The following is a 22,517-nucleotide window of genomic DNA, read 5'->3' on the forward strand; positions in this document are numbered from 1 at the left end:
GGTCGTCGGGTTATTGGACCCGGATCAGAGGATCTTGATGCCTGCGGCCTTGATATCGGCGAGGAAGGCATCGAGGCCCTTGTCGGTGAGCGGGTGGTTCACCATGGATTTGATCACGGCAGGGGGGGCGGTGATCACGTCGGCGCCGATGCGAGCAGAGTCCAGCACGTGGTTCACGGTGCGGATCGAGGCGGCGAGAATCTCGGTCTCGAACCCGTAGTTGTCGTAGATGGTGCGGATGTCTTCGATCAGCTCCATGCCATCGAGGTTGATGTCATCCAGACGCCCGATGAAGGGAGAGATGAAGCTGGCACCGGCCTTGGCCGCCAGAAGCGCCTGATTGGCGGAGAAGCACAGCGTCACGTTGACCATATTTCCGTCGTCGCTGAGCACCTTGCAGGCCTTGAGGCCATCCCAGGTCAGCGGCACCTTGACGGCGATATTCTCGGCGATTTCGACCAGCTTGCGGCCTTCGGCGATCATGGTTTCGGCATCGGTGGCCGTCACTTCGGCGGAAACGGGACCGTCGACCAGATCACAGATTTCCTTGGTGACTTCGATGATGTCACGGCCGGATTTCTTGATCAGCGAGGGGTTGGTGGTGACGCCATCCACCATGCCAAGGTCATTGAGTTCGGCAATGGCATCGATTTCGGCGGTATCTACGAAGAATTTCATATCCGGGAATCCTTTGGCGTGGGTTGGCCTTGATTGGGCTAGCCTTTACCTCATGGGGGAGGCATTAAAAAGCCCCGGCGGTTTTGCAGGGACACTTTGCACGGACAATTTGCAAGGGCACAAGGTGGGTAGCGGTGAGCGATCAGGAGCATTTCGAAGCAGGAGAGCGGGTGGCGGTGCTGACCACGCAGCCGCTTGACCGGCTTCTGGATTACCGCGCCCCCGAGGGCGGTTGTTTCCTCGGTGCCTATGTCGAGGTGCCGCTGGGTCCGCGCAAGGTACTGGGCGTGGTCTGGGGGCCGGGCGCGGGCGATTTTGATTCGTCGAAACTGCGCAGCGTGATCCGGGTTCTGGATGTGGCGCCGATGCGCAGCGAGATGCGCGCGTTTCTGGGCAAGGCGGCCGATTACACGCTGACGCCGATGCCCGCGATGCTGCGGCTGGCGAGCCGGGCGCCGGGGCTGTCCGATCCGCCCTCGATGCGCAAGATCCTGCGCCGCGGCGATCAAGAGCCGGACCGGATGACCGATGCCCGCGCCCGGGTTTTGGACGCGATGGAGGAATTTGGTGGGCTGGCTTTCACCCCCAAGGAACTGGCCGATATGGCGGGCGTGACTCCGTCGGTGGTCAAGGGGCTCGTAAAACAGGGCGCCCTGCGCGAGGAGGAAACCCCGCGCGATCTGCCCTACCCGCATCTGGACCCCGATCTGCCGGGCAAGGCGCTGACCGACGATCAGGCGGCAGCAGCGGCGGCGCTGGAAGAGGGCGTCAAAAGCGGCGCCTATGGCACCACGCTGCTGAAAGGTGTCACCGGATCGGGCAAAACCGAGGTTTATCTGGAAGCGGTGGCGGCGGCCTTGCGCGCCGGGCGGCAGGCGCTGGTCCTGTTGCCCGAGATCGCGCTGACAGCGGAGTTTCTGAAACGGGTCGAAGCGCGGTTCGGCGCCACCCCGGCGGAATGGCATTCCGGCGCCACCATGACCGAACGCCGACGGGTCTGGCGCATGGTGGGGCAGGGCAAGGCGCAGCTGGTGATCGGCGCGCGCTCGGCGCTGTTCCTGCCGTACCGGAACCTTGGGCTGATCATCGTCGATGAGGAACACGACACCTCCTACAAGCAGGAGGATGGCGTCCTTTACAATGCCCGCGACATGGCGGTGCTGCGCGCGGCCATGTGTTCGGCGCAGGTGGTATTGGCCTCGGCGACGCCCAGCCTTGAAACCTGGGCCAACGCCGACGCAGGCAAGTACAAGCGGCTGGATCTGACCTCGCGCTTTGGCGCCTCGGTGCTGCCGGAGATGCGCGCGGTGGATATGCGGGCCGAGGATCTTCTGCCCTCGACATGGATCTCTCCGACGCTGAAATACGCCATGAAGGCCCGGCTGGAGCGGGGGGAACAGTCGCTGTTGTTCCTCAACCGGCGGGGTTTTGCGCCGGTGACCATCTGCCGGGCCTGCGGCGCACAGGTGGCCTGCGATCACTGCGACAGCCGCATGGTCGAGCACCGGTTCCTGAAACGGCTGATGTGCCACCAATGCGGTGAGACGAAACCGGTGCCCGAGGTCTGCCCCTCCTGTCAGGTCGAGGGCAAGATGGCCCCGGTCGGCCCCGGGATCGAACGGCTGGGCGAGGAAGCCGCCGCGCTGTTTCCCGAAGCGCGCATCGCGGTTCTCAGCTCGGATCTGTTTGGGTCGGCCCGCGCGCTGAAGCAGCGGATCGAGGAGATTGCGGCGGGGGAGGCGGATATTATCCTCGGCACGCAATTGGTGGCCAAGGGGCATAACTTTCCGCTGCTGACGCTGGTGGGCGTGATCGATGCGGACCTGGGTCTGCAGGGGTCTGACCTGCGCGCAGCAGAGCGGACATTCCAGCTGATGCGGCAGGTCGCGGGGCGTGCGGGCCGGGCGGAAAAGCCGGGCGAGGCGCTCTTGCAGACCTTTCAGCCCGAACATCCGGTGATCCGGGCGATCCTGTCGGGGGACGAGGAGGCCTTCTGGAAGGCTGAGGCCGCTGAACGGCAGGCCGCCGGGGTGCCGCCCTTTGGCCGTATGGCGGGGATCATCCTGTCGGGATCGGATCTGGCGCAGGTCTTTGATCTTGGCGAAACGCTGGCGCGCAACGATGGCGCCCTGCGCCAGATCGGCGCGCAGCTGTTCGGCCCGGCCCCTGCGCCCATCGCCCGGGTCCGGGGCCGCCACCGGGTAAGGCTGCTGGTGAAGGTGGCCAAGGGCGCGCCCTTGCAAGAGGCCATCGCCCGTTGGATCGCGTCGGTGCGGCCAAAGGGCGATCTGCGCCTCAGCGTCGATATCGACCCGCAGAGTTTCTTTTAGGGCACGGGGCCTTCTTGCTCCCTTGCGTACACCGCTTTTCGCTGGCCGATATGGTCACGAAAAGTCAGAGCAGCTGATCATAGGCTTTCTCGGCCAGTGTGCGCAGGTGATCGCGTGGCATCTGGCCGACCACCGCATAGCCCAACGGGCCATCCTGCCAGTAAAGGCCTTGTGTTGCTCCTTCACCGGCATAACGGAAGGCGCTGTCGCCGCCGGAATGCTGGGGGGCAATATAAAGGGTGATCCGGGTGCCAGCGTCGTTTTCGTACATGAAAAGCCCGGCCGTTCCGTCCTCGGACGGTAGAACCCGGCCGCCCATCAGCGCAAAACCGGAGGCCGCGAGGTCGGGTGGAACCAGCGGGGCGCCGACGCGTTTTGAGATCCAGCTTTCCAGATGGTCGCGCTGACTGGCGGGCACTTCGACCGGGTGCACCACCTCGACCACATAGGTGTCATGAGCCTTGAGCGCGGCCTGTGCCAGATCATTGCCAGACGTCATGGGAGCCAGCGCGCCGCGCCCGATCCAGCCGCCAAGCCCGCCAAGTGTCAGAAGACCGACCATTGCCGCCACGCGTGCCGGGGCGCGAAGGGGCGAGCGCGGCGCGGTTGCAGGGGCGGGGCGGCGCAGAATATCGGTCAGGGCCTCGGGCGTGGGCTCCTCCGGTTCGGAGAAGAGCATCCGCAATTCCTCGTCCTGCTGCGCCCAGTCGGCGAGCCGTGTCTGTGCCGTGGGGTCGGCTGCGATCCGCTCGGTCAGCGCGGCACGGGCGGCCTCGTCCAGTTCGCCGTGGTGATAGGCGAGCAGCTCATCATCGCTCAGCGGGGTGTCGGGATGGGTGGTCATCGGTTGGGTCTTCCCGTTGGTTTCGGCGCGGCGGACGTTGCGCCGCCGCGGCCGGTCATGGTGCGCAGGCTGGCGCGGGCCCGGGCCAGCCGTGACATCAGCGTACCGCGCGGAATGTCGAGCATGGTTGCGGCCTCGTCGAATGTGGCGCCATCAAGCGCCACAAGCAACAGAGCGCGGCGCTGGTCCTCGGGCAGCCGGGCGATGGCAGCCTCGGTTTCACGCAGCGCCATATGTGCCTCCTGTCCTGCCGGGCGCGAGGGTTCGCTTGGCAGCTCGTCGACGGCGATCAGGTGGCCAGGCCGTGGGGCCCGGCGCATCAGGTCGCGGTGGCGGTTGATCAGGATGCGGAACAACCAAGCTCGCAGCGCACCATCGGGACGGCGCTGGTGCAGCTTGGCTACGGCCCGTTCGAGGCAATCCTGGACAAGATCATCGCCTGCCTCGGCGTCGCGCATCAGCGCATGGGCGTAGCGGCGCAGTGCCGGGATCTGGGCTTCGATCTTGTCCAGGTCAGTCATGGGAGGGGGACCTTCGGGGCTGGGGCGCGCCTACGGACGGGCCAGGTGCCAGACGCCCTTGACGCCGTCACCGGTGATATCGCCGGACTTGGCATCCTTGAACCATGTGTAGAGCGGCTTGCCCTCGTGGGTCCACTGGCGGGCGCCATCGGCGCGCAGGATGATGCCAAAGGCGCCCTGCGGTCGGGCCTTGCTGCTGGCCTCCAGCGGCGGCCATTTCGTGGCGCAATCGCCATAGCAGTTGGAAACGGCGGCTGTGTCCTTGTCGAAGGTATAAAGCGACATGCCGCTGCCGTCGGTCAGGATCGCGCCTTTGGCGCTGTCGCCGCTCTGGATCGCGGTAGCAGCCTGTACGACTGAGCCAATCATGGCTGCGGCGATAACGGCAATAGGGAAGGTGAAGCGCATCTTTTGGTCCTTTCATCTAAGATCGTACCGGTCCGTTGCGACCGGCAGATAATAAGACGCGCCTGCGCGAGAAATAATCCCGCTGACCTACAAATTTTTAGGCGGTCACCGTCCGGCCCGGCTGATCGATAAGGAAATCGGTCAGCATCGCTCCGATCCACATGCAGAACAGCGCCAGCCAGGCAGTGCCGGCAAAGATCGACCCGCCGGTGACGCCCGCGCCGATGGCGCAGCCACCCGCCAGCATGCCGCCAAATCCCATCAGGGCCGCGCCGATCATCGCCTTGCGCATGGTGACAGCGCCGTCAAAGGCCTGGATCCTCATCTCCCCGGACAGGGCAGCAGCCAGCATCGCGCCGATAAAGACGCCCGGCACCAGGCCCACGTCGAATTCAAGAATGGCGTTTCGGTCGAGGAAGAACATCAGGGTATGGGCCGAGGGGCCGGTGAAGGTGGCACTTTCGATCTGCACCGGGTCAAAGGCGACGAGGCTGAGCTCATAGGTCAGCACCCAGCCCATGGCGACGGCAAACCCCACGCCCGAGGCAAAGATCAGCCGCGCCGCGCCGATACGGTTGCGGCGCGACAGCCAGAGCGCCAGCACAGCAATCGCCGCGCCAAGGGCCAGACCGCCCCATTCCGGCAGGCCAAAGGTGGCAAGAAGATCCATGTTGCGCCCGCCGGAGGTCACCCAGAGCCCTGCCAGCCGGTCGCGCAGCGGTGACAGCACGCCCGAAAGGCTCATCTGCGCCACCACGGCAAAGATCAGCCCGGACACGACCGAGCGCAGGTTGCCGGTGGCCGCCAGCACCAGAAGCCGCCCCGAGCAGCCCCGCGCCAGCACCATGCCCGCGCCAAAGATCAGGCCGCCGATCACCGCGCCGGACCAGCTGCCCGGCACTGCCATCATCCGCGCATCGGCTGCGCTCATCAGTCCCAGAAGCTGCGCCGCCTGCACCCAGACCACGGCGGTGGAAAAGGTCAGCAGCCAGACCGCCACCTTGTCCTCCATCCGGCCGCGCGCGAATTCCACCGTGGCCGCGCGCAGGCAAAAGCGGGAGCGCTGCGCCGCAACGCCAAAGGTCAGACCGGTGAGCAACCCGAACAGGGCCGCCGTCGGGGCCTCTCCGATGCCTTCTACAAGTGAAACCAGATCCATTGCGCGCCTCCTGATCTATGCACGCATCGTAATATGTATAAATCAGAGGCGCTGCATTGATGCAGATCAGATGTGCACGGGCGGTTTTGCTCTCGCCAGAGCGGGCAAAGGGGCGTACATGCTTGACCCATGTTCAATCCCGTCCCGATAGAGACCGCGCGCAACATGCCGCGCTGGCGTCGCCCGACCACGCTGTTGTTCGTCATGGCGCTATGTATGCCGATTGCCTTCAATGCCTGGAATGCGCTGCTCAACAACTTTGTCATCGAGGTGGCTCAGTTCGACGGCGCCGATATCGGCCTGCTTCACACGGTGCGGGAAATCCCAGGATTTCTGGCCATCGGGGTGATCGCAGTGATCCTGCTGGTGCGTGAACAGGTGTTGGGGCTGGTGTCGCTGATGCTCCTCGGTGCGGCGACAGCGGTGACCGCCTGGTTCCCCTCGCTGGGCGGGATCCTGACCATCACCATGCTGTCCTCGATTGGGTTTCACTACTACGAGACGGTGAACCAGTCGTTGCAGTTGCAATGGCTGCCAAAGGCACGGGCGCCGCAGATCCTGGGCTGGCTTCTGGCCGCTGGATCGGCGGCGACGCTGGTTGTCTACGGGCTGATTGTCCTGCTGTGGGAGCCGCTGAACCTCAGCTACAACGTCGTTTTCATGAGCGCAGGCGGGGTGACGACGCTGCTGGCGCTGGTTTGCCTCATGGTCTATCCGCAATTCGAGGCACCGCACCCGCAGGTCAAAAAGTTGATCCTGCGCCGCCGCTACTGGCTCTATTATGCGCTGCAATTCATGGCCGGGGCGCGGCGGCAGATCTTTGTCGTCTTTGCCGGCTTCATGATGGTCGAGAAATTTGGGTTCGAGGTGCATGAAGTCACCGCCCTGTTCCTGATCAACCTGGTGATCAACATGACCGTGGCGCCGCTGCTGGGCCGGTTTGTCGCTAAGTTCGGGGAACGGCGAACCCTGATCTTTGAATACGCCGGGCTGGCCGTGGTCTTTGCCATGTATGGCGGCATCTACTGGTTCGGTTGGGGCGTCGTGCTGGCGGCGACGCTTTATGTCATCGACCACGTGCTGTTTGCGCTGGCGCTGGCGTTGAAGACCTATTTTCAGAAAATCGCCGATCCCGGCGATATCGCCCCCACCGCAGCGGTTGCCTTTACCATCAACCATATCGCGGCCGTCTTCCTGCCGGTCCTGCTGGGTCTTTTGTGGGTGATCTCTCCGGCGGCGGTCTTTGGTCTGGCGGCGGCGATGGCGTTGATCTCGCTGACGCTGGCCTGCCTGATCCCGCGCCATCCCGAGCCGGGCAACGAGACAGTGTTCAGCAAGTTCACCGCTGCCGCCCCAGCCGAGTAAAGGCGAGACATTGGAGGGGAAGGCCGTGCGCAGTGTGTGGTCGGGCCGGTCGGCCTGCACGCCTTACGCTTGACGGGACCGTCTGCGGGGCCTAGGCGCTGTACAGCACATCCTGGAGACCCGCCATGCCCACTTTCACCGCCCTGACCACCCTCACCGGAAAAGCCAAAGCCGAGGCGCTGGGCGATGCGATGGAACGTCTGACCCCGGAACCGACCGGTGTCGGCGTTTTCGAGGTCGAAGACGGATCGGGCCTGTGGGAGGTTGGCGGCTATTTCACCGAAGCCCCGGATGAGGCCGGTCTTGCGCTGCTGGCAGCGATGCATGAGGCGAAACCCTTTGCCGTCTCTGAACTGCCGGAAACCGACTGGGTCGCCCATGTGCGCCGCGAACTGGCCCCGGTTGAGGCCGGGCGGTTCTTCGTCTACGGCAGCCATGATGCGGACAAGGTTCCGGGGGACAAGATCCCGCTCCTGATCGAGGCGGCAATGGCATTCGGCACCGGACACCACGGCACCACGCTGGGCTGTCTTCGGGCGCTGGATCATCTGATCGACACCGGGTTTACTGGCGCCAAGGTGGCCGACATCGGCTGCGGCACCGCGGTTCTGGCCATGGCGGCGGCGCGGGTCTGGGACGGGCAGTTCATGGCCAGCGATATCGATCAGGTCGCTGTCGAGGTCGCGGAGGCGAACCTCAAGGCCAATGACATGGGCGGGCAGGTCACCTGTCTTGAGGCCGCAGGCTTTGATCATCCTGACCTGAAGGCGGTGGCACCCTATGATCTGATCTTTGCCAATATCCTGAAAGGCCCGCTTGTGGCGCTGTCGCCGGATATCGCCGCAAACCTGCGCAAGGACGGCTTCGCCATCCTGTCGGGCATCCTCAACGAACAGGCCGATGATGTGATCGCGGTCTACGCAGAGAACGGTCTGGCCCTGCGTCGACGTGATGAAATTGGCGAATGGACGACGCTCTTGCTGCAGAAAGAGAGCTGATTGAGCTAAGTTTGCCTCTTATTTTAAATATCTGCCCAAAACTTGCCACATTTCGCGCGCATACTGCCTCAATCGCTGGTGGGGGCCAGTAGGTTTTGGGGGCTCGTGTTATGGGCAAGCAACATCAAGAATTCCAGGCGCGTCTGCGGCGCCTTGAAGGCAAGCACAACGACATGTCTGCTGGCTATTCCGCCCGGGTGCGCTCGGACGGTCTGATCGTGGTGGCACCGCGCCAGATACGCTCGCGGATCACACCGCGCGCGGTGGTGTTTTTCCTCTGTGCCTTTTTCCTGTTCAAGGGTTTCCTGATGGCGGCGCTGGGGTTCGCCAGCTACGACGCACGGGTGGCGGACCTGTCCCAAGGGGTCGCGGTCGAGCGGGCCGGTGCCTTTCTGATGCAAGCCGAGCCGGTGTCCATGCTGATCGGAGAAAAACTCCGCCCCTATCTGCACTGAATAGCGGTATCGCGCGTTTTCCCTGCCGCCTGTATCGGTTGCGGCGGCGGGTGCCGACACATTCCTGAATTCAGACGAAAAACGCCGCAGACCAGGGTGGTCCGCGGCGTCTTACTGTGCGCCCTGAGGGAAAAAGAGCGTCAGTCAGGTCAAGGGAGGCGATCAGAAGACCGGCTTGCCCTCTGCAATGTCGTCGATGTCGCCGCGGCACATGCCGATGTCGGCCAGTTCGCGGTCGCTGAGACCGGACAGCGCCTTGCGGGTTACACGCGCGTCATTCCAGGCCACGACAGAGGCCAGAGTGGTGGTCAGAAGGCCGCCGATACGGCCAAACAGGCCGACGGAGCCATAGGTGGTGCGGGTGGTGTCGAATGCAGCCATATCCTTGTCCTCTTGGGTATGTGTTACTGTGATGCGCCGTGTGACGTTAATCGGCAGGTAGAGGCGAAATCCGTCGGCAGCAAGGTCGATTTTTGCATGGCCCTATGCAAATTTTGCATGGCTTTTGGCCTTGTAAATAAGGGCTCTCCTCCGTTTTGCAGTGTTTGCGCCAGCGGATGTCGCAGCCCGACATCGAGAAGGCGTTTTCGAACCCGAATTTACCGATTTGCGCCGTCTCCGGTGTTCGCGCCCCTGGGCGGCCCGAGGCGAAAGGGTTTGGATATGTTCGCCTTTTGTGCTAGTGGATCTTCAAAACAATTCGAACCAATGAGCAGGGACCGGTCACAGCATGCGGATTTTGGGAATCGACCCGGGGCTGCGGACCCTCGGTTGGGGCGTTATCGAATCGCAGGGCACGCGCCTGTCGCATGTGGCGAACGGGCTGTGCCAGTCAGATGGGGATGATCTGGGAGAGCGGCTCTTGTCGCTCCACAATCAGGTCAGCGAGGTGATCGCGGCCTACCGTCCAGATCAGGCGGCCATCGAACAGACCTTCGTGAACAAGGACGGTGCAGGGACGCTGAAACTGGGACAGGCGCGCGGCGTTGCGCTGTTGACCCTGGCCAAGGCCGGTCTGCCGGTGGGGGAATATGCGCCCAACCGGGTGAAGAAGACAGTGGTTGGCGTCGGACATGCGGACAAGGGGCAGATCCTGCATATGGTCAAACTGCAACTGCCCGGCTGCGCGCCCAAGGGCGCGGATGCGGCCGATGCGCTGGCGATTGCCATCTGTCACGCCTATTACGGGGGTACGCAGCAGCGGGTCCTGAAGGAGGTGCGGGCATGATCGGAAAACTCACCGGACGGTTGGAGTACCGCGCCCAGGACCACGTGCTGATCGACGTGCGCGGCGTTGGCTATATTGTCTATTGCTCGGATCGCACCATGGCGGCGCTGCCCGGTGTCGGAGAGGCGGTTGCGCTTTATACCGAACTCCTGGTGCGCGAGGACCTGATGCAGCTGTTCGGGTTTACTTCGCTGGTGGAAAAAGAATGGCATCGGCTGCTGACCTCGGTGCAGGGGGTCGGGGCGAAGGTCTCGCTGGCCATCCTCAGCGCGCTCGGGCCAGATGGGGTCAGCCGCGCCATTGCGCTTGGCGATTGGGCAGCGGTCAAGGCGGCCAAGGGTGTCGGGCCCAAAACCGCGCAGCGCATCGTGCTCGATCTGAAGGACAAGGCGCCCGGCGTGATGGCCATGGGCGGGACCGTCACCGAGGCAATGGACGGGCCTGAGCTGGACGCGGTGGTGGAAACGGGCGAACCCGCCCCCGCGGCAAAACCCGCGCGCAAGAAACAGCAGAAACAACCCAGCGGAGCTGCTGCGGCCTCGGCCGGGGCGCTGTCTGCGCTGGGGAACCTTGGCTATGGGCCGTCGGATGCCGCCGCTGCCGTGGCCGAGGCCGCAGCAGCAGAGCCGGAAGCCGGAGAGGCGGCGCTGATCCGCGCCGCGCTGCGCCTGCTGGCGCCGAAAGGGTGATCGAAGAATGGATTTTATGAACGAAGGGCAGCTCCCGTCCGCGGGCGGAAAGCGAAGCGCTCGCCCGGGGGGGCGGACGGGCGCTGCCCGGCCTGACGGCCAGGCGGTTTGGGCGGTAACCGACAGGCAGGCTGCACATGATTGACGCCGATCCCACCCTGCGCCCCGAACCGCTGCCCGAAGACGGTGCGGGGGATGGCGACCGCGCCCTGCGCCCGCAGGGGCTGGGCGAATTCATCGGCCAGGCCGAAGCGCGTGCCAACCTGCGCGTCTTTATCGAAAGCGCCCGCCGCCGCGGCGAGGCGATGGACCATACGCTGTTTCACGGGCCTCCCGGCCTTGGTAAGACAACGCTGGCGCAGATCGTGGCGCGCGAGCTGGGCGTCAACTTCCGCATGACCTCTGGCCCGGTGCTGGCCAAGGCAGGCGATCTGGCCGCGATCCTGACCAATCTGGAGGCGCGGGACGTCCTGTTCATTGACGAGATCCACCGGTTGAACCCGGCGGTCGAAGAGGTGCTTTACCCGGCGATGGAGGATTTCGAGCTGGATCTCGTCATTGGTGAAGGCCCGGCGGCCCGCACCGTGCGGATCGAATTGCAGCCCTTTACTCTGGTTGGGGCCACCACCCGGATGGGCCTGCTAACCACGCCACTCAGGGACCGGTTCGGCATTCCCACGCGGCTGCAGTTTTATACCGTGGAAGAGCTGCACGAGATCGTCACCCGCAACGCCCGCAAGCTGGGCGCCCCGGCGGATGAGGCCGGCGCGCGGGAGATCGCGCGGCGCGCCCGCGGCACCCCCAGGATCGCCGGGCGGCTCTTGCGCCGCGTGGTGGACTTTGCGGTGGTCGAGGGCGATGGCACGATCACCCGGGAGCTGGCCGATGGCGCGCTGACCCGGCTTGGTGTCGATAATCTGGGCCTAGATGGCGCCGATCGCCGTTACCTGCGGCTGATTGCCGAGAATTATTCGGGCGGTCCGGTGGGCATCGAAACCCTGTCGGCGGCGTTGAGCGAAAGCCGTGATGCGCTGGAAGAGGTGATCGAGCCCTTCCTGTTGCAGCAGGGGTTGATCCAGCGAACGCCGCGTGGCCGGATGCTGGCGCAGAAGGCCTGGACGCATCTGGGGATTGCTCCGCCGAAATCGCAGAGCGATCTGTTCTCCTGAACGGGCGGGGCGCCGCTGCCGCGGCGCCGAAAGGTGCTGAGAGGTTCCTGAAGGACAGATCTGTCCCTCAGGAACCTGTCCCAGTGTGTGTTCCCCTTTTTCGCCTCAAGGGTGAACCACGCGTGCCGCGTGGCCGCTGGCGCGGCCCTTGACCCGAAAAAGGGGCGTGCGCGGATGGCGCAACCGCGCCGCGACAGCGGCGCCGGGCCCAAGGCCGGTCAGGATCATCGGCGCAGCCGGGGTCCTGCGGGCGCGGGAGCTGCCCCTTGCCGTTCAGCCCTCTTGCGGGCATAGACGGCCCCGATGCGAGACTGGGATGACCGACGGAGCCGCCATCATGACACTGGACCTGACACCGGAGCAGATCGAAGCGCTGTTTTCCCGCCCCGGCGGCGGCTATGCCTTTGCCCGCTGGGGCCGACCGATTGCACCTATCGTCTTTGGCGTCGAAGAGGAGACGCTGAAGACCGTAAAGGGCGCGCTGGAAGCTGTGGTAACGCTGGCAGGGCACCAGATGGCCGAGACCGATCCCGAGCTGGGCGCCAATCTGATGTTCTTCTTCTTCCGAGAGTGGGACGAGCTTCTGGAAGTGCCGGATCTGGGCCGCCTGATCCCGGATCTGGATCCTCTGGTGGGGCGGCTCAAGGCGGCGGATGCCAGCCAGTACCGCGCCTTTCGGTTTGATGATCAGGGTGCCATCCAGGCCGGGTTCGTCTTCCTGCGGATGAAAGGCGAACTGGCGCGGATGCCTGCGGAAACCCTGGCGTTGACGCAGGCGGTGCAGGTGATGCTGATGTGGGGCGAGGGCGCCTTTGCCGACAGGTCCCCGCTGGCGGTGCTGCCGGAAACCGGCGCGACCATCCTGCGCCCGGAGATCGCCGGGGTGATCGCCGCCGCCTATGACCGGATGATGCCGGTGGCTGCGGATGATTCCTCGCACGCGCTGCGCCTGTTTGCGCGTCTTCAGGCGCCGCCGCCGGACACACCTGTGCAATAGCGAGGGGAGGTCAGCGCCATGCGGTCCTTCGTCGGGCTGTCACTGCCAGAGGAGGCCATTCTGGCGCTGGAGACCCTGCAAGAGGAGATCCCGGTGGGGCGCGTGGTGCCTGGGGCCAATCTGCATCTGACGCTGGCCTTTCTGGACGATCAGCCCGATTTCGCACTGCAGCTGCTGCATGAAGAGCTGACGCGGATTGCGGCGGTGCCCTTGAGGTTGCGGATCACTGGGCTGGATCTGTTTGGCGGTCGTATGCCGCGTATCCTTTTTGCTGCGGTGGCGCCGGATCCCGGCCTGTCCCGGTTGCGCGATCAGGTGCGGCGGGCAGCAGAGCGGGCGGAGATCGACCTGCCGCGCGAAAGATTCCGTCCGCATATCACCCTTGCGCGGTTTCCCCGCCAGATGCCGGAGCACAGGGCGCAGCGCCTTGGCGCCTTCCTGCAGGCGCAGGGGGATTTCTCGCTCCCGGAGATGCAGATCGACCGGATGGCGCTGTTCCGTTCGACCCTGACGCCGGATGGTGCACGCTATGAGGTGCTGGCGGACTACCCCTTGGAAGGTCCCGCACCGTCATAAAGGCCCGGGGCTTGCTGCCCTGAGGCGCGCACCCTAGGGTGCGGGCAATCGCGAGGAAGGGCAGATTATGACGCATGAATTCCCGGTACAGGTCTACTATGAAGACACCGACATGGGCGGGATCGTCTATCACGCCAACTACCTGCGCTATATCGAGCGGGCGCGCAGCGACTGGGTGCGCAAGCTTGGCAATGACCAGAATGCCATGCGCGATGCCGGTCTCATCTGGGTGGTGCAGCGGATCGAAGCCGATTACCTGGCGCCTGCCAAGTTCGAGGATGAGCTGATGGTGGAAACCGAGGTGGAAAAACTGACCGGGGCGCGACTTACGATGCGGCAGCTGGTGCGGCGCGGCGACACGCCTCTGTTCAAGGCGGTGGTCACGGCGGTCTGCGTCACCGCAGCGGATGGGCGTCCCACACGCCTGCCGGCAGAGATTCGCGCATTGCTCTAGGCTGGGGCCTCTGTCACGCCTGTTTCATTGGCTTTTCCGTGTGAACTGCGCTAGCGTTGCCTCAATCAAGGCCGCAGGCAGATGGCCGGAAACGATAGAGCAGGCAAATGGAAGCAGAAACTCTGGCGCTGGCGCAGGAGATTGATTTCTCTATGTGGGGCCTATTCGCGCGGGCCACGATCACCGTGAAACTGGTGATGCTGATGCTGATCGCCGCCTCGGTATGGTCCTGGGGCATCATCATCCAGAAGATCATCAACTATCGCAAGGCGCGGGCCGAAGCAGCGGATTTTGAAGCCGCCTTCTGGTCGGGTGAGCCTCTGGACGGGCTGTTCGATCAGCTGGGGCCGGATCCGGCCGGGCCATCGGGGCGGATCTTTGCCGCTGGCATGGCGGAATGGCGCCGCAGCCACCGTAGCGATGGCGGGCTGATCCCCGGCGCGCAGGCGCGCATTGACCGGTCGATGGATGTGGCCATCGCCAAGGAGGCAGAAACCCTGCAAAGCGGGTTGTCAGTGCTGGCCACCGTCGGCTCCACGGCGCCCTTTATCGGTCTTTTCGGCACCGTCTGGGGCATCATGACTGCCTTTATCGAAATCGCCGAACAGCAGAACACCAACCTTGCCGTTGTCGCGCCGGGTATTGCCGAGGCGCTGATGGCAACGGGCCTTGGCCTTCTGGCCGCCATCCCGGCGGTGATCTTCTACAACAAGCTGAGCGCGGACAGTGACCGGATCCTTGGCGGCTATGAAGCCTTTGCCGATGAATTCGCTACCATTCTCAGCCGTCAGCTGGATTCCTGAGCCATGGGCGCCGCTGTTCAACAGTCGTCTTCGGGATCGGGCGGGCGCCGCCGGGGCCGCCGTCGCGGCCGGGTGCAGCCGATGGCCGAAATCAACGTCACGCCCTTTGTCGATGTGATGCTGGTGCTTTTGATCATCTTCATGGTGGCCGCGCCGCTGATGACGGTGGGTGTGCCGGTGGATCTGCCGAAAACCGCTGCCGGCGCCTTGCCCGGCGATGAGGAAGAGCCGCTGACCGTCACCATGACCGCAGGCGGCGATATCCAGATCCAGACCACCTCTGTCGCGCGGGACGAATTGGTGGTGAAACTGCGCGCCATCGCGGCCGAGCGCAGCTCTGACCGGGTCTATCTGCGCGCCGATGGGGCGATTGCCTATAGCGATGTCATGCAGATCATGGGGGCGCTCAATGCGGGCGGCTTTTCCAACGTGGGTCTGGTGACCGACGTGGGTGGTCCGGCGCTGGATGGTGCACCTGCGGGTGCGGCAGATGGCGGGTCGGGCAGCGGCCCGGATCAATAGGCGGGGGCACGACGCGTGCAGACCGGAACCAAGATCTCTCTTGCGGGGCATGGGCTGCTGCTGAGCTGGGTCGCATTTGGCGCCTGGTTCCCGTCCGAGCCGTTGCCGTTCGAGGTGCAGGAGGTCTCTCTGATCAGCGCCGAGGAATTCGAGCGCCTCAGCCAGACGCGGCAGGCGCCGCAGGTGGCGCCCGAGGCCAGCACGCTGCAGCCGCCGCAGGAAAGTGCCGCGCCGGAGGTGTCCTTGCCGCCACAGCAGCGGCCAGAGCCGGAGCCCCCCACACCCGAACCCCTGTCCCCGCCAGTTCCCGACCCGGTGGTGGCAGAAACGCCTGAACAGCCCCCGGAACCTGCCGAACCCGAGGTGCCGGACACGGCGCCCGGCGTGCCCGAGCCGCCAGAGACAACGGCGCTGGTGGCGCCGCAGCCCGAGGTACAGCAGCAGCGCCCGGTGGACCGGGTCGCCCCGGTGCCGGTGGCCCCGCCCGAGCCGGACACGGCAGTGGATGAGATCGAACAGCCCGAAGTCGCCCCCGACGTTGGCGCCGAGACAGAGCAGGAAGTCCAGGAGGCCACCGCCCCCGAGGCCGCCAGCGACCGTATCGTGACCGAAGAGAACGAAAGCGACGAGCAGACCGTGACCGCGCCCGAGCAGTCCCTGCGGCCCCGTGGGCGCCCGATACGCCGCGCGGCGGCGCCGGAACCGGAGCCTGAAGCGGCGTCGACGCCGGTTGAGACCGAAGACACCCAGCCGCAGGTGGACCCTTCTGCTGTGGAGGATGCGCTTGCCGCTGCGCTGTCCGGCGGCGCGGATGTGGAGGCGCCGGAACCCTCTGGCCCGCCGCTGACCTCGGGCGAAAAAGACGCCCTGCGGGTCGCGGTGTCGCAATGCTGGAATGTCGGCTCGCTATCGACCGAGGCGCTGAAGACCACCGTGGTCGTGGGTGTTTCCCTCGCGCAGGATGGCAAACCCGACAGCGGCTCGATCCGGATGCTGTCCAGCACCGGCGGATCGGCAACGGCGGCAAAACAGGCATATGAGGCCGCCCGGCGGGCAATTATCCGCTGCGGTTCACGAGGATTTCAACTTCCCCCTGAAAAATATGCGCAATGGCGTGATATTGAGATGACATTCAATCCCGAAAGGATGCGGATCAAATGAAGACCTATCTGGCACGCCTAGCTCTGATTGGCCTGACATTCTGCGGCGCCGTTCTGGCGCTGAACGGATCTGCCTTGGCGCAAAACGGGCCGTTGCGGATCGAGATCGATCAGGGCGTGATCGAGCCCTTGCCCTATGCGGTGCCCGATTTCATTCCAGACGACCCGGCAGCGCGCGAATACGCGGCGCAGATTGCCCGGGTGGTGGCTGCGGATCTGAGCGGCACTGGCCTGTTCCGCGAGGTTCCGGCCTTGGCGCATATTTCCAAGATTGCCGCCTTTGACGACGCTGTGAAATTTGCCGATTGGAAGGCCGTCAATGCGCAGGCTCTGATCACCGGCGCAGTCAGCGTCAAGGGCAAGCGTCTGACCGTGCGCTTCCGCGCCTATGATGTCTTCTCCGAAGGCGAGCTTGGCGGTGGGTTACAGTTTTCCGGCACCACCGATGGCTGGCGACGCATGGCGCATAAGGTGGCAGATGCCGTCTACAGCCGCATCACCGGCGAAGGCGGTTATTTCGATAGCCGGGTGGTCTTTGTCTCGGAAACCGGCCCAAAGAACGACCGCCGCAAACGGCTGGCGATCATGGATTATGATGGCGCCAACGTGCAGTATCTGACTAACAGCGATGCCATCGTGCTGGCGCCGCGGTTTTCGCCTACCGGCGACCGGGTGCTTTATACCAGTTACGAGACCGGCTTTCCGCAGATCCACGTGCTGGACGTGGGTAAGGTGCAGCGCCGCATCCTGTCGGCGGACGATGGCATCATGAGCTTTGCTCCGCGTTTCGCCCCCGATGGGCGCACTGTGGTCTATTCACAGTCCCAAGGCGGCAATACCGACATTTACACGATGGATATCGCCAGCGGAAAACGCACCCGCCTGACCAACGCACCGTCGATCGAAACGGCGCCTTCTTATTCGCCGGATGGCAGCCAGATCGTGTTTGAAAGCGACCGCTCTGGCGCGCCGCAGCTCTACGTGATGCCCGCAGCGGGCGGCGCGGCGCGGCGGATCAGTTTTGGCACCGGGCGCTATGGCACCCCGGTCTGGTCGCCGCGGGGCGACCTGATCGCATTTACCAAGCAAAGCAAAGGCCGTTTCCATATCGGCGTCATGCGCACCGATGGCAGCGAGGAGCGCCTGCTGACGGCGTCCTTCCTGGATGAGGGGCCGACCTGGTCGCCCAATGGCCGGGTGATCATGTTCACCCGCGAAACCCAGGGGGCGAGCGGCCGGGCGCTGCTCTATTCGGTGGATATCACTGGGCGCAACCTGAAGCCGGTCCGCACCCCCGACGGGGCATCGGATCCGGCCTGGTCGCCGCTGCAGAACTGAGGCCCGGACCGTAACGCGATGGTCAACGGGGCATAAATACCGGCATGGCTGCCTGATCCGACATGTGGTAGGCTGCCAGCAAGAAACGTAAAGGGGTAGGGAATGAGCATGAGCGGTTTCAAAAAGGCACTTCTGGTGGTCGCAGCCCTTGGGGTTGCTGGCTGTAGCAACGCCTCCTGGGACGACACCAGGTTCGGCGATGGCAGCGGCGCGGGCGCCGGTGCAGCGGGATCGGTTTCAGACCCCACCAGCCCGGCTTATTTCCAGCAGGCCATCGGTGACCGGGTGCTGTTCGCGGTGGATCAGTCCAGCCTGTCGCCTGCCGCCGAAGAGGTCCTGCGCGGGCAGGCGGGTTGGCTGCTGACCAATACCGATTACAACGTCACGATCCAGGGCCACGCGGATGAGCAGGGCACCCGGGAATACAACCTTGCGCTTGGCGCGCGTCGGGCCAATTCGGCGCGGGAGTTCCTGATTTCCCAAGGGGTTGCAGGCAACCGGATCCAGGTCGTCAGCTACGGCAAGGAACGCCCGCTTGAGATCTGTTCGGCCGAAAGCTGCTATGCCAAGAACCGCCGCGCCGTGACCGTTCTGGCCAGCGGCCTGACGGGGTAAGGCGATGCAGCTGCCCCGCCGGATCCGCGCCACCCTGATTGCCTCGGCCGCCGTTGCCGCGCTGTTCGGGCCGCTGCCCGCAGCAGCGCAGGACCAGCAGACCCTTGCCGATATTCGGCAGGAGCTGACCGTCTTGCACGTGGAAATCCAGCGTCTGACGCGCGAATTGTCCACCACCGGCGCACCTGCCACCAATCTGGCAGGCAGCTCCGTGCTGGACCGGGTCGAGGCGATCGAAACCGAGCTGCAGCGCCTGACCGCCCAGACCGAACAGCTGGAATACCGCATCAACCGGATCGTTGCCGATGGCACCAACCGCATTGGCGATCTGGAGTTCCGTCTGGTCGAACTGGAAGGCGGCGACATCAGTGCCTTGGGTGAAACCTCGACGCTGGGCGGGGACACCGAGGCGGCAAGCATCGAGACTTCTGTACCGGTTCCTGTGCCGGGTGATGCCAGCGAGTTGGCGGTGGGCGAGCGCGCCGATTTCGATGCCGCGAAGCAGGCGCTGGACGAAGGCAGCTATCAGGACGCCGCCGAGAAATTCGCGGCCTTCAATGCCGCTTATCCGGGCAGCCCGTTGGCGGCAAAGGCCGATTTCCATCGCGGCAAGGCGATGGATGGTCTGGGCGACACGCGTGAGGCGGCGCGGGCCTATCTGGCGTCCTTTACCGGCGATGCGGTTGGCCCGATGGCCCCCGAGGCGTTGTTCGAGCTGGGTGCCGCTCTTGGCCGGTTGGGCCAGCGCGATCAGGCCTGCATCACCCTCTCTGAAGTCAACGCACGGTTCCCCGGCAATGATACGGTGGCCCGTGCCGAGGCGGAGATGGCCACGCTGGGCTGTTCTTGACGCAAGACGCGGCGGATATCATTGCAGGCGTTCGCGCCCAGATCCCACACCCCCTGCCAGAGCGGCTGGGGGTTGCCGTTTCCGGGGGGAGCGACTCGGTTGCGCTTCTTCACATCCTACACCGCGCTTTGACACCCGAAGGGGTGCAGCTTTACGCGGTCACGGTGGACCACGGATTGCGCGCAGCCTCGGCCGCCGAGGCTGAAGACGTTGCGGCGCTGGCCACGGGCCTTGGACTTTCACACGATATTCTGCACTGGGCCGAGGGACCCGGCGCGGGCAATCTGCAGGATCAGGCCCGGCAGGCTCGCTATGGTCTGCTGCGGGATTGGGCGCGTAGAAAAGGCATCGCCGCACTGGCGCTGGGTCATACGGCAGACGATCAGGCGGAAACCGTGCTGATGCGGCTGACGCGGGCCTCTGGCGTGGATGGATTGTCAGCAATGTCCGCCGTGCGGCAGCTTGAGGATCTGACGCTGCTGCGTCCGCTCTTGTCTTTGCGTCGGGACGAACTGCGTGATTACCTGCGCGCCGAAGGTGTGCCTTGGGTCGACGACCCGTCAAATGAGGATAGGCGATTCGACCGCGTACGGCTGCGTCAGGCCCTGCCGATGCTTGAAGAACTGGGGCTGAGCGTCGAGGCGCTGTCGCTTGTTGCAAAAAATATGCAACAGGCGCGGCAAACGCTTGATCACTATGCACTATCGGCGGCGCAGGAGGGATTTTCGTTTCAGGCGGGCGCTGTGGCGGTAGAGCGGGCGTATTTTGCGGGACTGCCGGATGAAATTGCCCACCGGTTGCTGCGGGCGGCGCTGCAATGGGTTTCTGGCGGCACCTATCCGCCGCGGCGCGCGCCGATGATGGCAGCGCTGGAAACCGCCCGTACCGGCGGTTCGGCCACCCTTGCTGGTGGGCGCATCCTGTGCCGCCGGGGCCGTGTCTGGATCTGCCGCGAAGCGCAGGCCTTACGTGGCCAGATCGCGGAAATTGGGCAGGTCTGGGATGGGAAATGGGAAATTAGTTGCTTAAAATCAGATGGTTGCAAGGTGCGTGCCCTCGGAGCAGAGGGGCTGCAGCTCTGTCCGGATTGGCGGGAAACCGGTCTGCCGGGACCAGTGCTGGAGGTCACCCCTGCTTTGTGGCGCGGGGCCGATCTGGTTGCCGCACCGCTGGTGAGACCGGCGCCGGGATGTACGGCAGAGCTGACCTGCAGCGAAGAAGAGTTCTTTGCATCCTTTTTATCGCATTGAACCTGACCGAATGTTCCCTATTTTAAGCGCAACGTGGGCGATCTACGCGTCGCCTCGAATATTGGGAGATTTTCCTTGGGTAATGCACGCAATATCGCCTTCTGGGTCGTTCTGTTTCTGCTGATCCTCGCGCTGTTCAATTTGTTCAGCGGGTCGGGCAGCACCATGCAGAGCCGTGAGCGCACCTATTCCGACTTTGTCGCCGCCGTCGAAGGCGGGCAGGTCAGCACCGTCACCCTTGACGGGGAGCAGGTCCGCTTCACCACATCCGATGGCCAGAGCTATGTCACCATCAAGCCGGGGGACGCGGAAGTCACCTCGATGCTGATCGAGAACAACATCCCGGTGCGGGCTGAAAAGCAGCAGCAGTCGGGTTTCCAGTCGTTCCTGATCACATTGCTGCCCTTCCTGCTGCTGATCGGTGTCTGGGTCTATTTCATGAACCGGATGCAGGGCGGGGGCAAAGGCGGCGCCATGGGCTTTGGCAAGTCCAAGGCGAAGATGCTGACCGAGAAACACGGTCGCGTCACCTTTGACGATGTTGCCGGTATCGATGAAGCCAAGGAAGAGCTGGAAGAGATCGTGGAATTCCTGCGCAACCCGCAGAAATTCTCGCGTCTTGGTGGCAAGATCCCCAAGGGTGCGCTGCTGGTGGGCCCTCCGGGTACTGGTAAGACGCTGCTGGCCCGCGCGATTGCGGGCGAGGCAGGCGTGCCCTTCTTCACCATCTCCGGTTCGGACTTTGTTGAAATGTTCGTCGGTGTCGGTGCATCCCGTGTGCGCGACATGTTCGAACAGGCCAAGAAGAACGCGCCTTGCATCGTGTTCATCGACGAAATCGACGCCGTGGGCCGCCATCGTGGCGCAGGCTATGGCGGCGGTAACGACGAGCGCGAACAGACGCTGAACCAGCTGCTGGTCGAGATGGACGGTTTTGAAGCCAACGAAGGCGTGATCATCCTGGCGGCGACCAACCGAAAGGACGTTCTCGACCCCGCGCTGCTGCGTCCGGGCCGCTTTGACCGCAACGTCACCGTCGGTAACCCCGACATCAAGGGCCGCGAAAAGATCCTCGGCGTGCACGCACGCAAGACCTCGCTGGGCCCTGATGTGGATATGCGTATCATCGCGCGCGGGACCCCGGGCTTCTCTGGTGCGGATCTGGCGAACCTCGTGAACGAGGCTGCGCTGATGGCTGCTCGCGTCGGCCGCCGCTTTGTCACCATGGAGGACTTTGAGAACGCCAAGGACAAGGTGATGATGGGCGCCGAGCGTCGCTCGATGGTGCTGACGGCGGACCAGAAGGAAAAGACCGCCTATCACGAGGCCGGTCACGCTGTTGTCGGCCTGAAGTTGCCCGAGTGTGATCCGGTCTATAAGGCGACGATCATCCCGCGGGGCGGTGCCTTGGGGATGGTGGTGAGCCTGCCCGAGATGGATCGCCTGAACTGGCACAAGGACGAATGCGAGCAGAAGCTGGCCATGACCATGGCAGGCAAGGCCGCCGAGATCATCAAATACGGTGAAGGCCACGTGTCGAACGGCCCGGCCGGCGATATCCAGCAGGCCAGCCAGCTGGCCCGCGCCATGGTGATGCGCTGGGGCATGTCCGAAAAGGTCGGCAATATCGATTATGCCGAGGCGCACGAAGGTTACAGTGGCAACACCACCGGCTTCTCTGTTTCCGCCCATACCAAGGAGCTGATCGAGGAAGAGGTACGCGAGTTCATCCAGATGGGCTATGATCGCGCCTTCAAGATCCTGACCGATCATCACGACGAATGGGAACGTCTGGCGCAGGGTCTGCTCGAGTACGAAACCCTGACCGGCGATGAGATCAAGCGCGTCATGGGTGGCGAACCGCCGCATTCAGGCGAGGATGAAGGCGACGACACCGATCAGGGTAGTGCCTCGGTCACCGCAGTGCCCAAGGCCAAGCCGAAGAAAACCCCGCCCGAGGGCGGCATGGAGCCGGAACCGTCTTCCTGAGGCGCTCCCTGAATGTGAAAGGCCCGGTCTTTGACCGGGTCTTTTTCTTTGCAGCAGTGGGCATTTGGTTGGACCGGGCCGGTTGGGGTGGGGGTGGCGCTGGGGCGCCGGACAGCTGT

The 22,517-nt window shown here is 64.3% G+C and carries 24 protein-coding genes; 18 read left to right on the top strand and 6 right to left on the bottom strand.

The annotated features are described in order from the left end of the window. Positions 1–24: 24 nt before the first annotated feature. Positions 25–678, bottom strand: a complete 654-nt coding sequence (fsa, locus tag AAFO90_RS08255; protein WP_347509075.1) for a fructose-6-phosphate aldolase — start codon at positions 676–678, stop codon at positions 25–27. Positions 679–812: 134 nt separating this feature from the next. Here fsa and AAFO90_RS08260 point away from each other — a divergent pair, with 134 nt between their 5' ends. Next, entirely contained in the window at positions 813–3,008 is a 2,196-nt protein-coding gene (locus tag AAFO90_RS08260; protein ID WP_347509076.1) for a primosomal protein N', read from the top strand. Between the two features lie 64 nt (positions 3,009–3,072). Here AAFO90_RS08260 and AAFO90_RS08265 read toward each other — a convergent pair whose 3' ends face one another. The 4 genes from AAFO90_RS08265 to AAFO90_RS08280 all read right to left on the bottom strand — a co-directional run bounded on the left by AAFO90_RS08265 (position 3,073) and on the right by AAFO90_RS08280 (position 5,940). After that, positions 3,073–3,852 carry an anti-sigma factor gene (locus AAFO90_RS08265; RefSeq protein ID WP_347509077.1) on the bottom strand — a complete coding sequence of 260 codons (780 nt, stop codon included), beginning with the start codon at positions 3,850–3,852 and terminating at the stop codon, positions 3,073–3,075. Then, a complete protein-coding gene (locus tag AAFO90_RS08270; RefSeq protein WP_274831320.1) occupies positions 3,849–4,373 on the bottom strand; it encodes a sigma-70 family RNA polymerase sigma factor in 525 nt (174 codons plus the stop codon). The genes AAFO90_RS08265 and AAFO90_RS08270 overlap by 4 nt, the downstream gene beginning before the upstream one ends. Positions 4,374–4,403: 30 nt before the next feature. Next, entirely contained in the window at positions 4,404–4,781 is a 378-nt protein-coding gene (locus AAFO90_RS08275) for a hypothetical protein (protein ID WP_065272661.1), read from the bottom strand. A 97-nt stretch (positions 4,782–4,878) separates the two neighbouring features. After that, a complete protein-coding gene (locus tag AAFO90_RS08280; RefSeq protein ID WP_065272662.1) occupies positions 4,879–5,940 on the bottom strand; it encodes a YeeE/YedE family protein in 1,062 nt (353 codons plus the stop codon). A 129-nt stretch (positions 5,941–6,069) separates the two neighbouring features. On the opposite strand from AAFO90_RS08280, the gene AAFO90_RS08285 reads away from it, so the two are divergent. The 3 genes from AAFO90_RS08285 to AAFO90_RS08295 all read left to right on the top strand — a co-directional run bounded on the left by AAFO90_RS08285 (position 6,070) and on the right by AAFO90_RS08295 (position 8,758). Next, positions 6,070–7,305, top strand: coding sequence for an MFS transporter (locus AAFO90_RS08285; protein ID WP_274834521.1), 1,236 nt, complete (start codon positions 6,070–6,072; stop codon positions 7,303–7,305). 125 nt (positions 7,306–7,430) lie between these two features. After that, the gene (locus AAFO90_RS08290) at positions 7,431–8,303 is read left to right on the top strand and encodes a 50S ribosomal protein L11 methyltransferase (RefSeq protein ID WP_274834520.1); all 873 of its coding nucleotides are present in this window, start codon (positions 7,431–7,433) and stop codon (positions 8,301–8,303) included. Positions 8,304–8,413: 110 nt separating this feature from the next. Beyond that, on the top strand, positions 8,414–8,758 hold the full coding sequence (locus AAFO90_RS08295; RefSeq protein ID WP_274867028.1) for a hypothetical protein: 345 nt from the start codon (positions 8,414–8,416) through the stop codon (positions 8,756–8,758). A gap of 162 nt (positions 8,759–8,920) precedes the next feature. Here AAFO90_RS08295 and AAFO90_RS08300 read toward each other — a convergent pair whose 3' ends face one another. Further along, the gene (locus AAFO90_RS08300) at positions 8,921–9,139 is read right to left on the bottom strand and encodes a DUF1127 domain-containing protein (RefSeq protein WP_065272666.1); all 219 of its coding nucleotides are present in this window, start codon (positions 9,137–9,139) and stop codon (positions 8,921–8,923) included. A 349-nt stretch (positions 9,140–9,488) separates the two neighbouring features. Between AAFO90_RS08300 and ruvC the strand changes: the two genes are divergently transcribed. The 14 genes from ruvC (at position 9,489) to ftsH (ending at position 22,398) form a co-directional block, all read left to right on the top strand. Continuing rightward, positions 9,489–9,986, top strand: a complete 498-nt coding sequence (gene ruvC / locus AAFO90_RS08305) for a crossover junction endodeoxyribonuclease RuvC (RefSeq protein WP_065272667.1) — start codon at positions 9,489–9,491, stop codon at positions 9,984–9,986. After that, positions 9,983–10,675: a Holliday junction branch migration protein RuvA gene (gene ruvA / locus AAFO90_RS08310; protein WP_347509078.1), complete on the top strand. Its 693-nt coding sequence runs from the start codon at positions 9,983–9,985 to the stop codon at positions 10,673–10,675. The genes ruvC and ruvA overlap by 4 nt, the downstream gene beginning before the upstream one ends. Positions 10,676–10,812: 137 nt before the next feature. Continuing rightward, positions 10,813–11,844 (top strand): Holliday junction branch migration DNA helicase RuvB, encoded by a 1,032-nt coding sequence (ruvB, locus tag AAFO90_RS08315; protein ID WP_347509079.1) that lies wholly within the window; start codon positions 10,813–10,815, stop codon positions 11,842–11,844. A gap of 337 nt (positions 11,845–12,181) precedes the next feature. Beyond that, positions 12,182–12,841 (top strand): hypothetical protein, encoded by a 660-nt coding sequence (locus tag AAFO90_RS08320; RefSeq protein ID WP_347509080.1) that lies wholly within the window; start codon positions 12,182–12,184, stop codon positions 12,839–12,841. An 18-nt stretch (positions 12,842–12,859) separates the two neighbouring features. Beyond that, positions 12,860–13,417, top strand: coding sequence for an RNA 2',3'-cyclic phosphodiesterase (gene thpR, locus AAFO90_RS08325; RefSeq protein ID WP_347509081.1), 558 nt, complete (start codon positions 12,860–12,862; stop codon positions 13,415–13,417). A 67-nt stretch (positions 13,418–13,484) separates the two neighbouring features. Continuing rightward, the gene (gene ybgC, locus AAFO90_RS08330) at positions 13,485–13,871 is read left to right on the top strand and encodes a tol-pal system-associated acyl-CoA thioesterase (protein WP_274867032.1); all 387 of its coding nucleotides are present in this window, start codon (positions 13,485–13,487) and stop codon (positions 13,869–13,871) included. A gap of 107 nt (positions 13,872–13,978) precedes the next feature. After that, complete coding sequence (gene tolQ, locus AAFO90_RS08335) at positions 13,979–14,674, top strand: protein TolQ (RefSeq protein WP_347509082.1); 696 nt, start codon at positions 13,979–13,981, stop codon at positions 14,672–14,674. A 3-nt stretch (positions 14,675–14,677) separates the two neighbouring features. After that, the gene (gene tolR / locus AAFO90_RS08340) at positions 14,678–15,196 is read left to right on the top strand and encodes a protein TolR (RefSeq protein ID WP_274827730.1); all 519 of its coding nucleotides are present in this window, start codon (positions 14,678–14,680) and stop codon (positions 15,194–15,196) included. 15 nt (positions 15,197–15,211) lie between these two features. Further along, entirely contained in the window at positions 15,212–16,357 is a 1,146-nt protein-coding gene (locus AAFO90_RS08345) for an energy transducer TonB (protein WP_347509083.1), read from the top strand. Then, positions 16,354–17,694 carry a Tol-Pal system beta propeller repeat protein TolB gene (tolB, locus tag AAFO90_RS08350; protein ID WP_347509084.1) on the top strand — a complete coding sequence of 447 codons (1,341 nt, stop codon included), beginning with the start codon at positions 16,354–16,356 and terminating at the stop codon, positions 17,692–17,694. Before AAFO90_RS08345 ends, tolB begins: the two co-directional genes overlap by 4 nt. 108 nt (positions 17,695–17,802) lie before the next feature. Continuing rightward, positions 17,803–18,309, top strand: a complete 507-nt coding sequence (pal, locus tag AAFO90_RS08355) for a peptidoglycan-associated lipoprotein Pal (protein ID WP_065272677.1) — start codon at positions 17,803–17,805, stop codon at positions 18,307–18,309. 4 nt (positions 18,310–18,313) lie between these two features. Further along, positions 18,314–19,159 (top strand): tol-pal system protein YbgF, encoded by an 846-nt coding sequence (gene ybgF, locus AAFO90_RS08360; RefSeq protein ID WP_274827734.1) that lies wholly within the window; start codon positions 18,314–18,316, stop codon positions 19,157–19,159. Further along, positions 19,156–20,409 carry a tRNA lysidine(34) synthetase TilS gene (gene tilS / locus AAFO90_RS08365; protein WP_347509085.1) on the top strand — a complete coding sequence of 418 codons (1,254 nt, stop codon included), beginning with the start codon at positions 19,156–19,158 and terminating at the stop codon, positions 20,407–20,409. Before ybgF ends, tilS begins: the two co-directional genes overlap by 4 nt. A gap of 75 nt (positions 20,410–20,484) precedes the next feature. Beyond that, positions 20,485–22,398 (top strand): ATP-dependent zinc metalloprotease FtsH, encoded by a 1,914-nt coding sequence (gene ftsH, locus AAFO90_RS08370; RefSeq protein WP_065272678.1) that lies wholly within the window; start codon positions 20,485–20,487, stop codon positions 22,396–22,398. The last annotated feature ends 119 nt before the right edge of the window (positions 22,399–22,517 follow it).

Source organism: Phaeobacter sp. CAU 1743 (assembly GCF_039839315.1).
In the GTDB taxonomy this organism is placed as follows: Bacteria; Pseudomonadota; Alphaproteobacteria; order Rhodobacterales; family Rhodobacteraceae; genus Phycobacter; species Phycobacter gallaeciensis_A.

What these genes read in the sequence shown, in the direction of transcription:
- AAFO90_RS08290 (WP_274834520.1), top strand. Translation starts at nt 7,431, where the DNA reads ATGCCCACTTTCACCGCCCTGACCACCCTCACCGGAAAAGCCAAAGCC.
- AAFO90_RS08270 (WP_274831320.1), bottom strand. Translation starts at nt 4,373, where the DNA reads ATGACTGACCTGGACAAGATCGAAGCCCAGATCCCGGCACTGCGCCGC.
- AAFO90_RS08320 (WP_347509080.1), top strand. Translation starts at nt 12,182, where the DNA reads ATGACACTGGACCTGACACCGGAGCAGATCGAAGCGCTGTTTTCCCGC.
- ruvB (WP_347509079.1), top strand. Translation starts at nt 10,813, where the DNA reads ATGATTGACGCCGATCCCACCCTGCGCCCCGAACCGCTGCCCGAAGAC.
- pal (WP_065272677.1), top strand. Translation starts at nt 17,803, where the DNA reads ATGAGCGGTTTCAAAAAGGCACTTCTGGTGGTCGCAGCCCTTGGGGTT.
- ybgF (WP_274827734.1), top strand. Translation starts at nt 18,314, where the DNA reads ATGCAGCTGCCCCGCCGGATCCGCGCCACCCTGATTGCCTCGGCCGCC.
- tolR (WP_274827730.1), top strand. Translation starts at nt 14,678, where the DNA reads ATGGGCGCCGCTGTTCAACAGTCGTCTTCGGGATCGGGCGGGCGCCGC.
- ruvA (WP_347509078.1), top strand. Translation starts at nt 9,983, where the DNA reads ATGATCGGAAAACTCACCGGACGGTTGGAGTACCGCGCCCAGGACCAC.
- AAFO90_RS08295 (WP_274867028.1), top strand. Translation starts at nt 8,414, where the DNA reads ATGGGCAAGCAACATCAAGAATTCCAGGCGCGTCTGCGGCGCCTTGAA.
- ybgC (WP_274867032.1), top strand. Translation starts at nt 13,485, where the DNA reads ATGACGCATGAATTCCCGGTACAGGTCTACTATGAAGACACCGACATG.
- AAFO90_RS08300 (WP_065272666.1), bottom strand. Translation starts at nt 9,139, where the DNA reads ATGGCTGCATTCGACACCACCCGCACCACCTATGGCTCCGTCGGCCTG.
- ruvC (WP_065272667.1), top strand. Translation starts at nt 9,489, where the DNA reads ATGCGGATTTTGGGAATCGACCCGGGGCTGCGGACCCTCGGTTGGGGC.
- AAFO90_RS08265 (WP_347509077.1), bottom strand. Translation starts at nt 3,852, where the DNA reads ATGACCACCCATCCCGACACCCCGCTGAGCGATGATGAGCTGCTCGCC.
- thpR (WP_347509081.1), top strand. Translation starts at nt 12,860, where the DNA reads ATGCGGTCCTTCGTCGGGCTGTCACTGCCAGAGGAGGCCATTCTGGCG.
- AAFO90_RS08280 (WP_065272662.1), bottom strand. Translation starts at nt 5,940, where the DNA reads ATGGATCTGGTTTCACTTGTAGAAGGCATCGGAGAGGCCCCGACGGCG.
- AAFO90_RS08285 (WP_274834521.1), top strand. Translation starts at nt 6,070, where the DNA reads ATGTTCAATCCCGTCCCGATAGAGACCGCGCGCAACATGCCGCGCTGG.
- tolB (WP_347509084.1), top strand. Translation starts at nt 16,354, where the DNA reads ATGAAGACCTATCTGGCACGCCTAGCTCTGATTGGCCTGACATTCTGC.
- tolQ (WP_347509082.1), top strand. Translation starts at nt 13,979, where the DNA reads ATGGAAGCAGAAACTCTGGCGCTGGCGCAGGAGATTGATTTCTCTATG.
- fsa (WP_347509075.1), bottom strand. Translation starts at nt 678, where the DNA reads ATGAAATTCTTCGTAGATACCGCCGAAATCGATGCCATTGCCGAACTC.
- AAFO90_RS08275 (WP_065272661.1), bottom strand. Translation starts at nt 4,781, where the DNA reads ATGCGCTTCACCTTCCCTATTGCCGTTATCGCCGCAGCCATGATTGGC.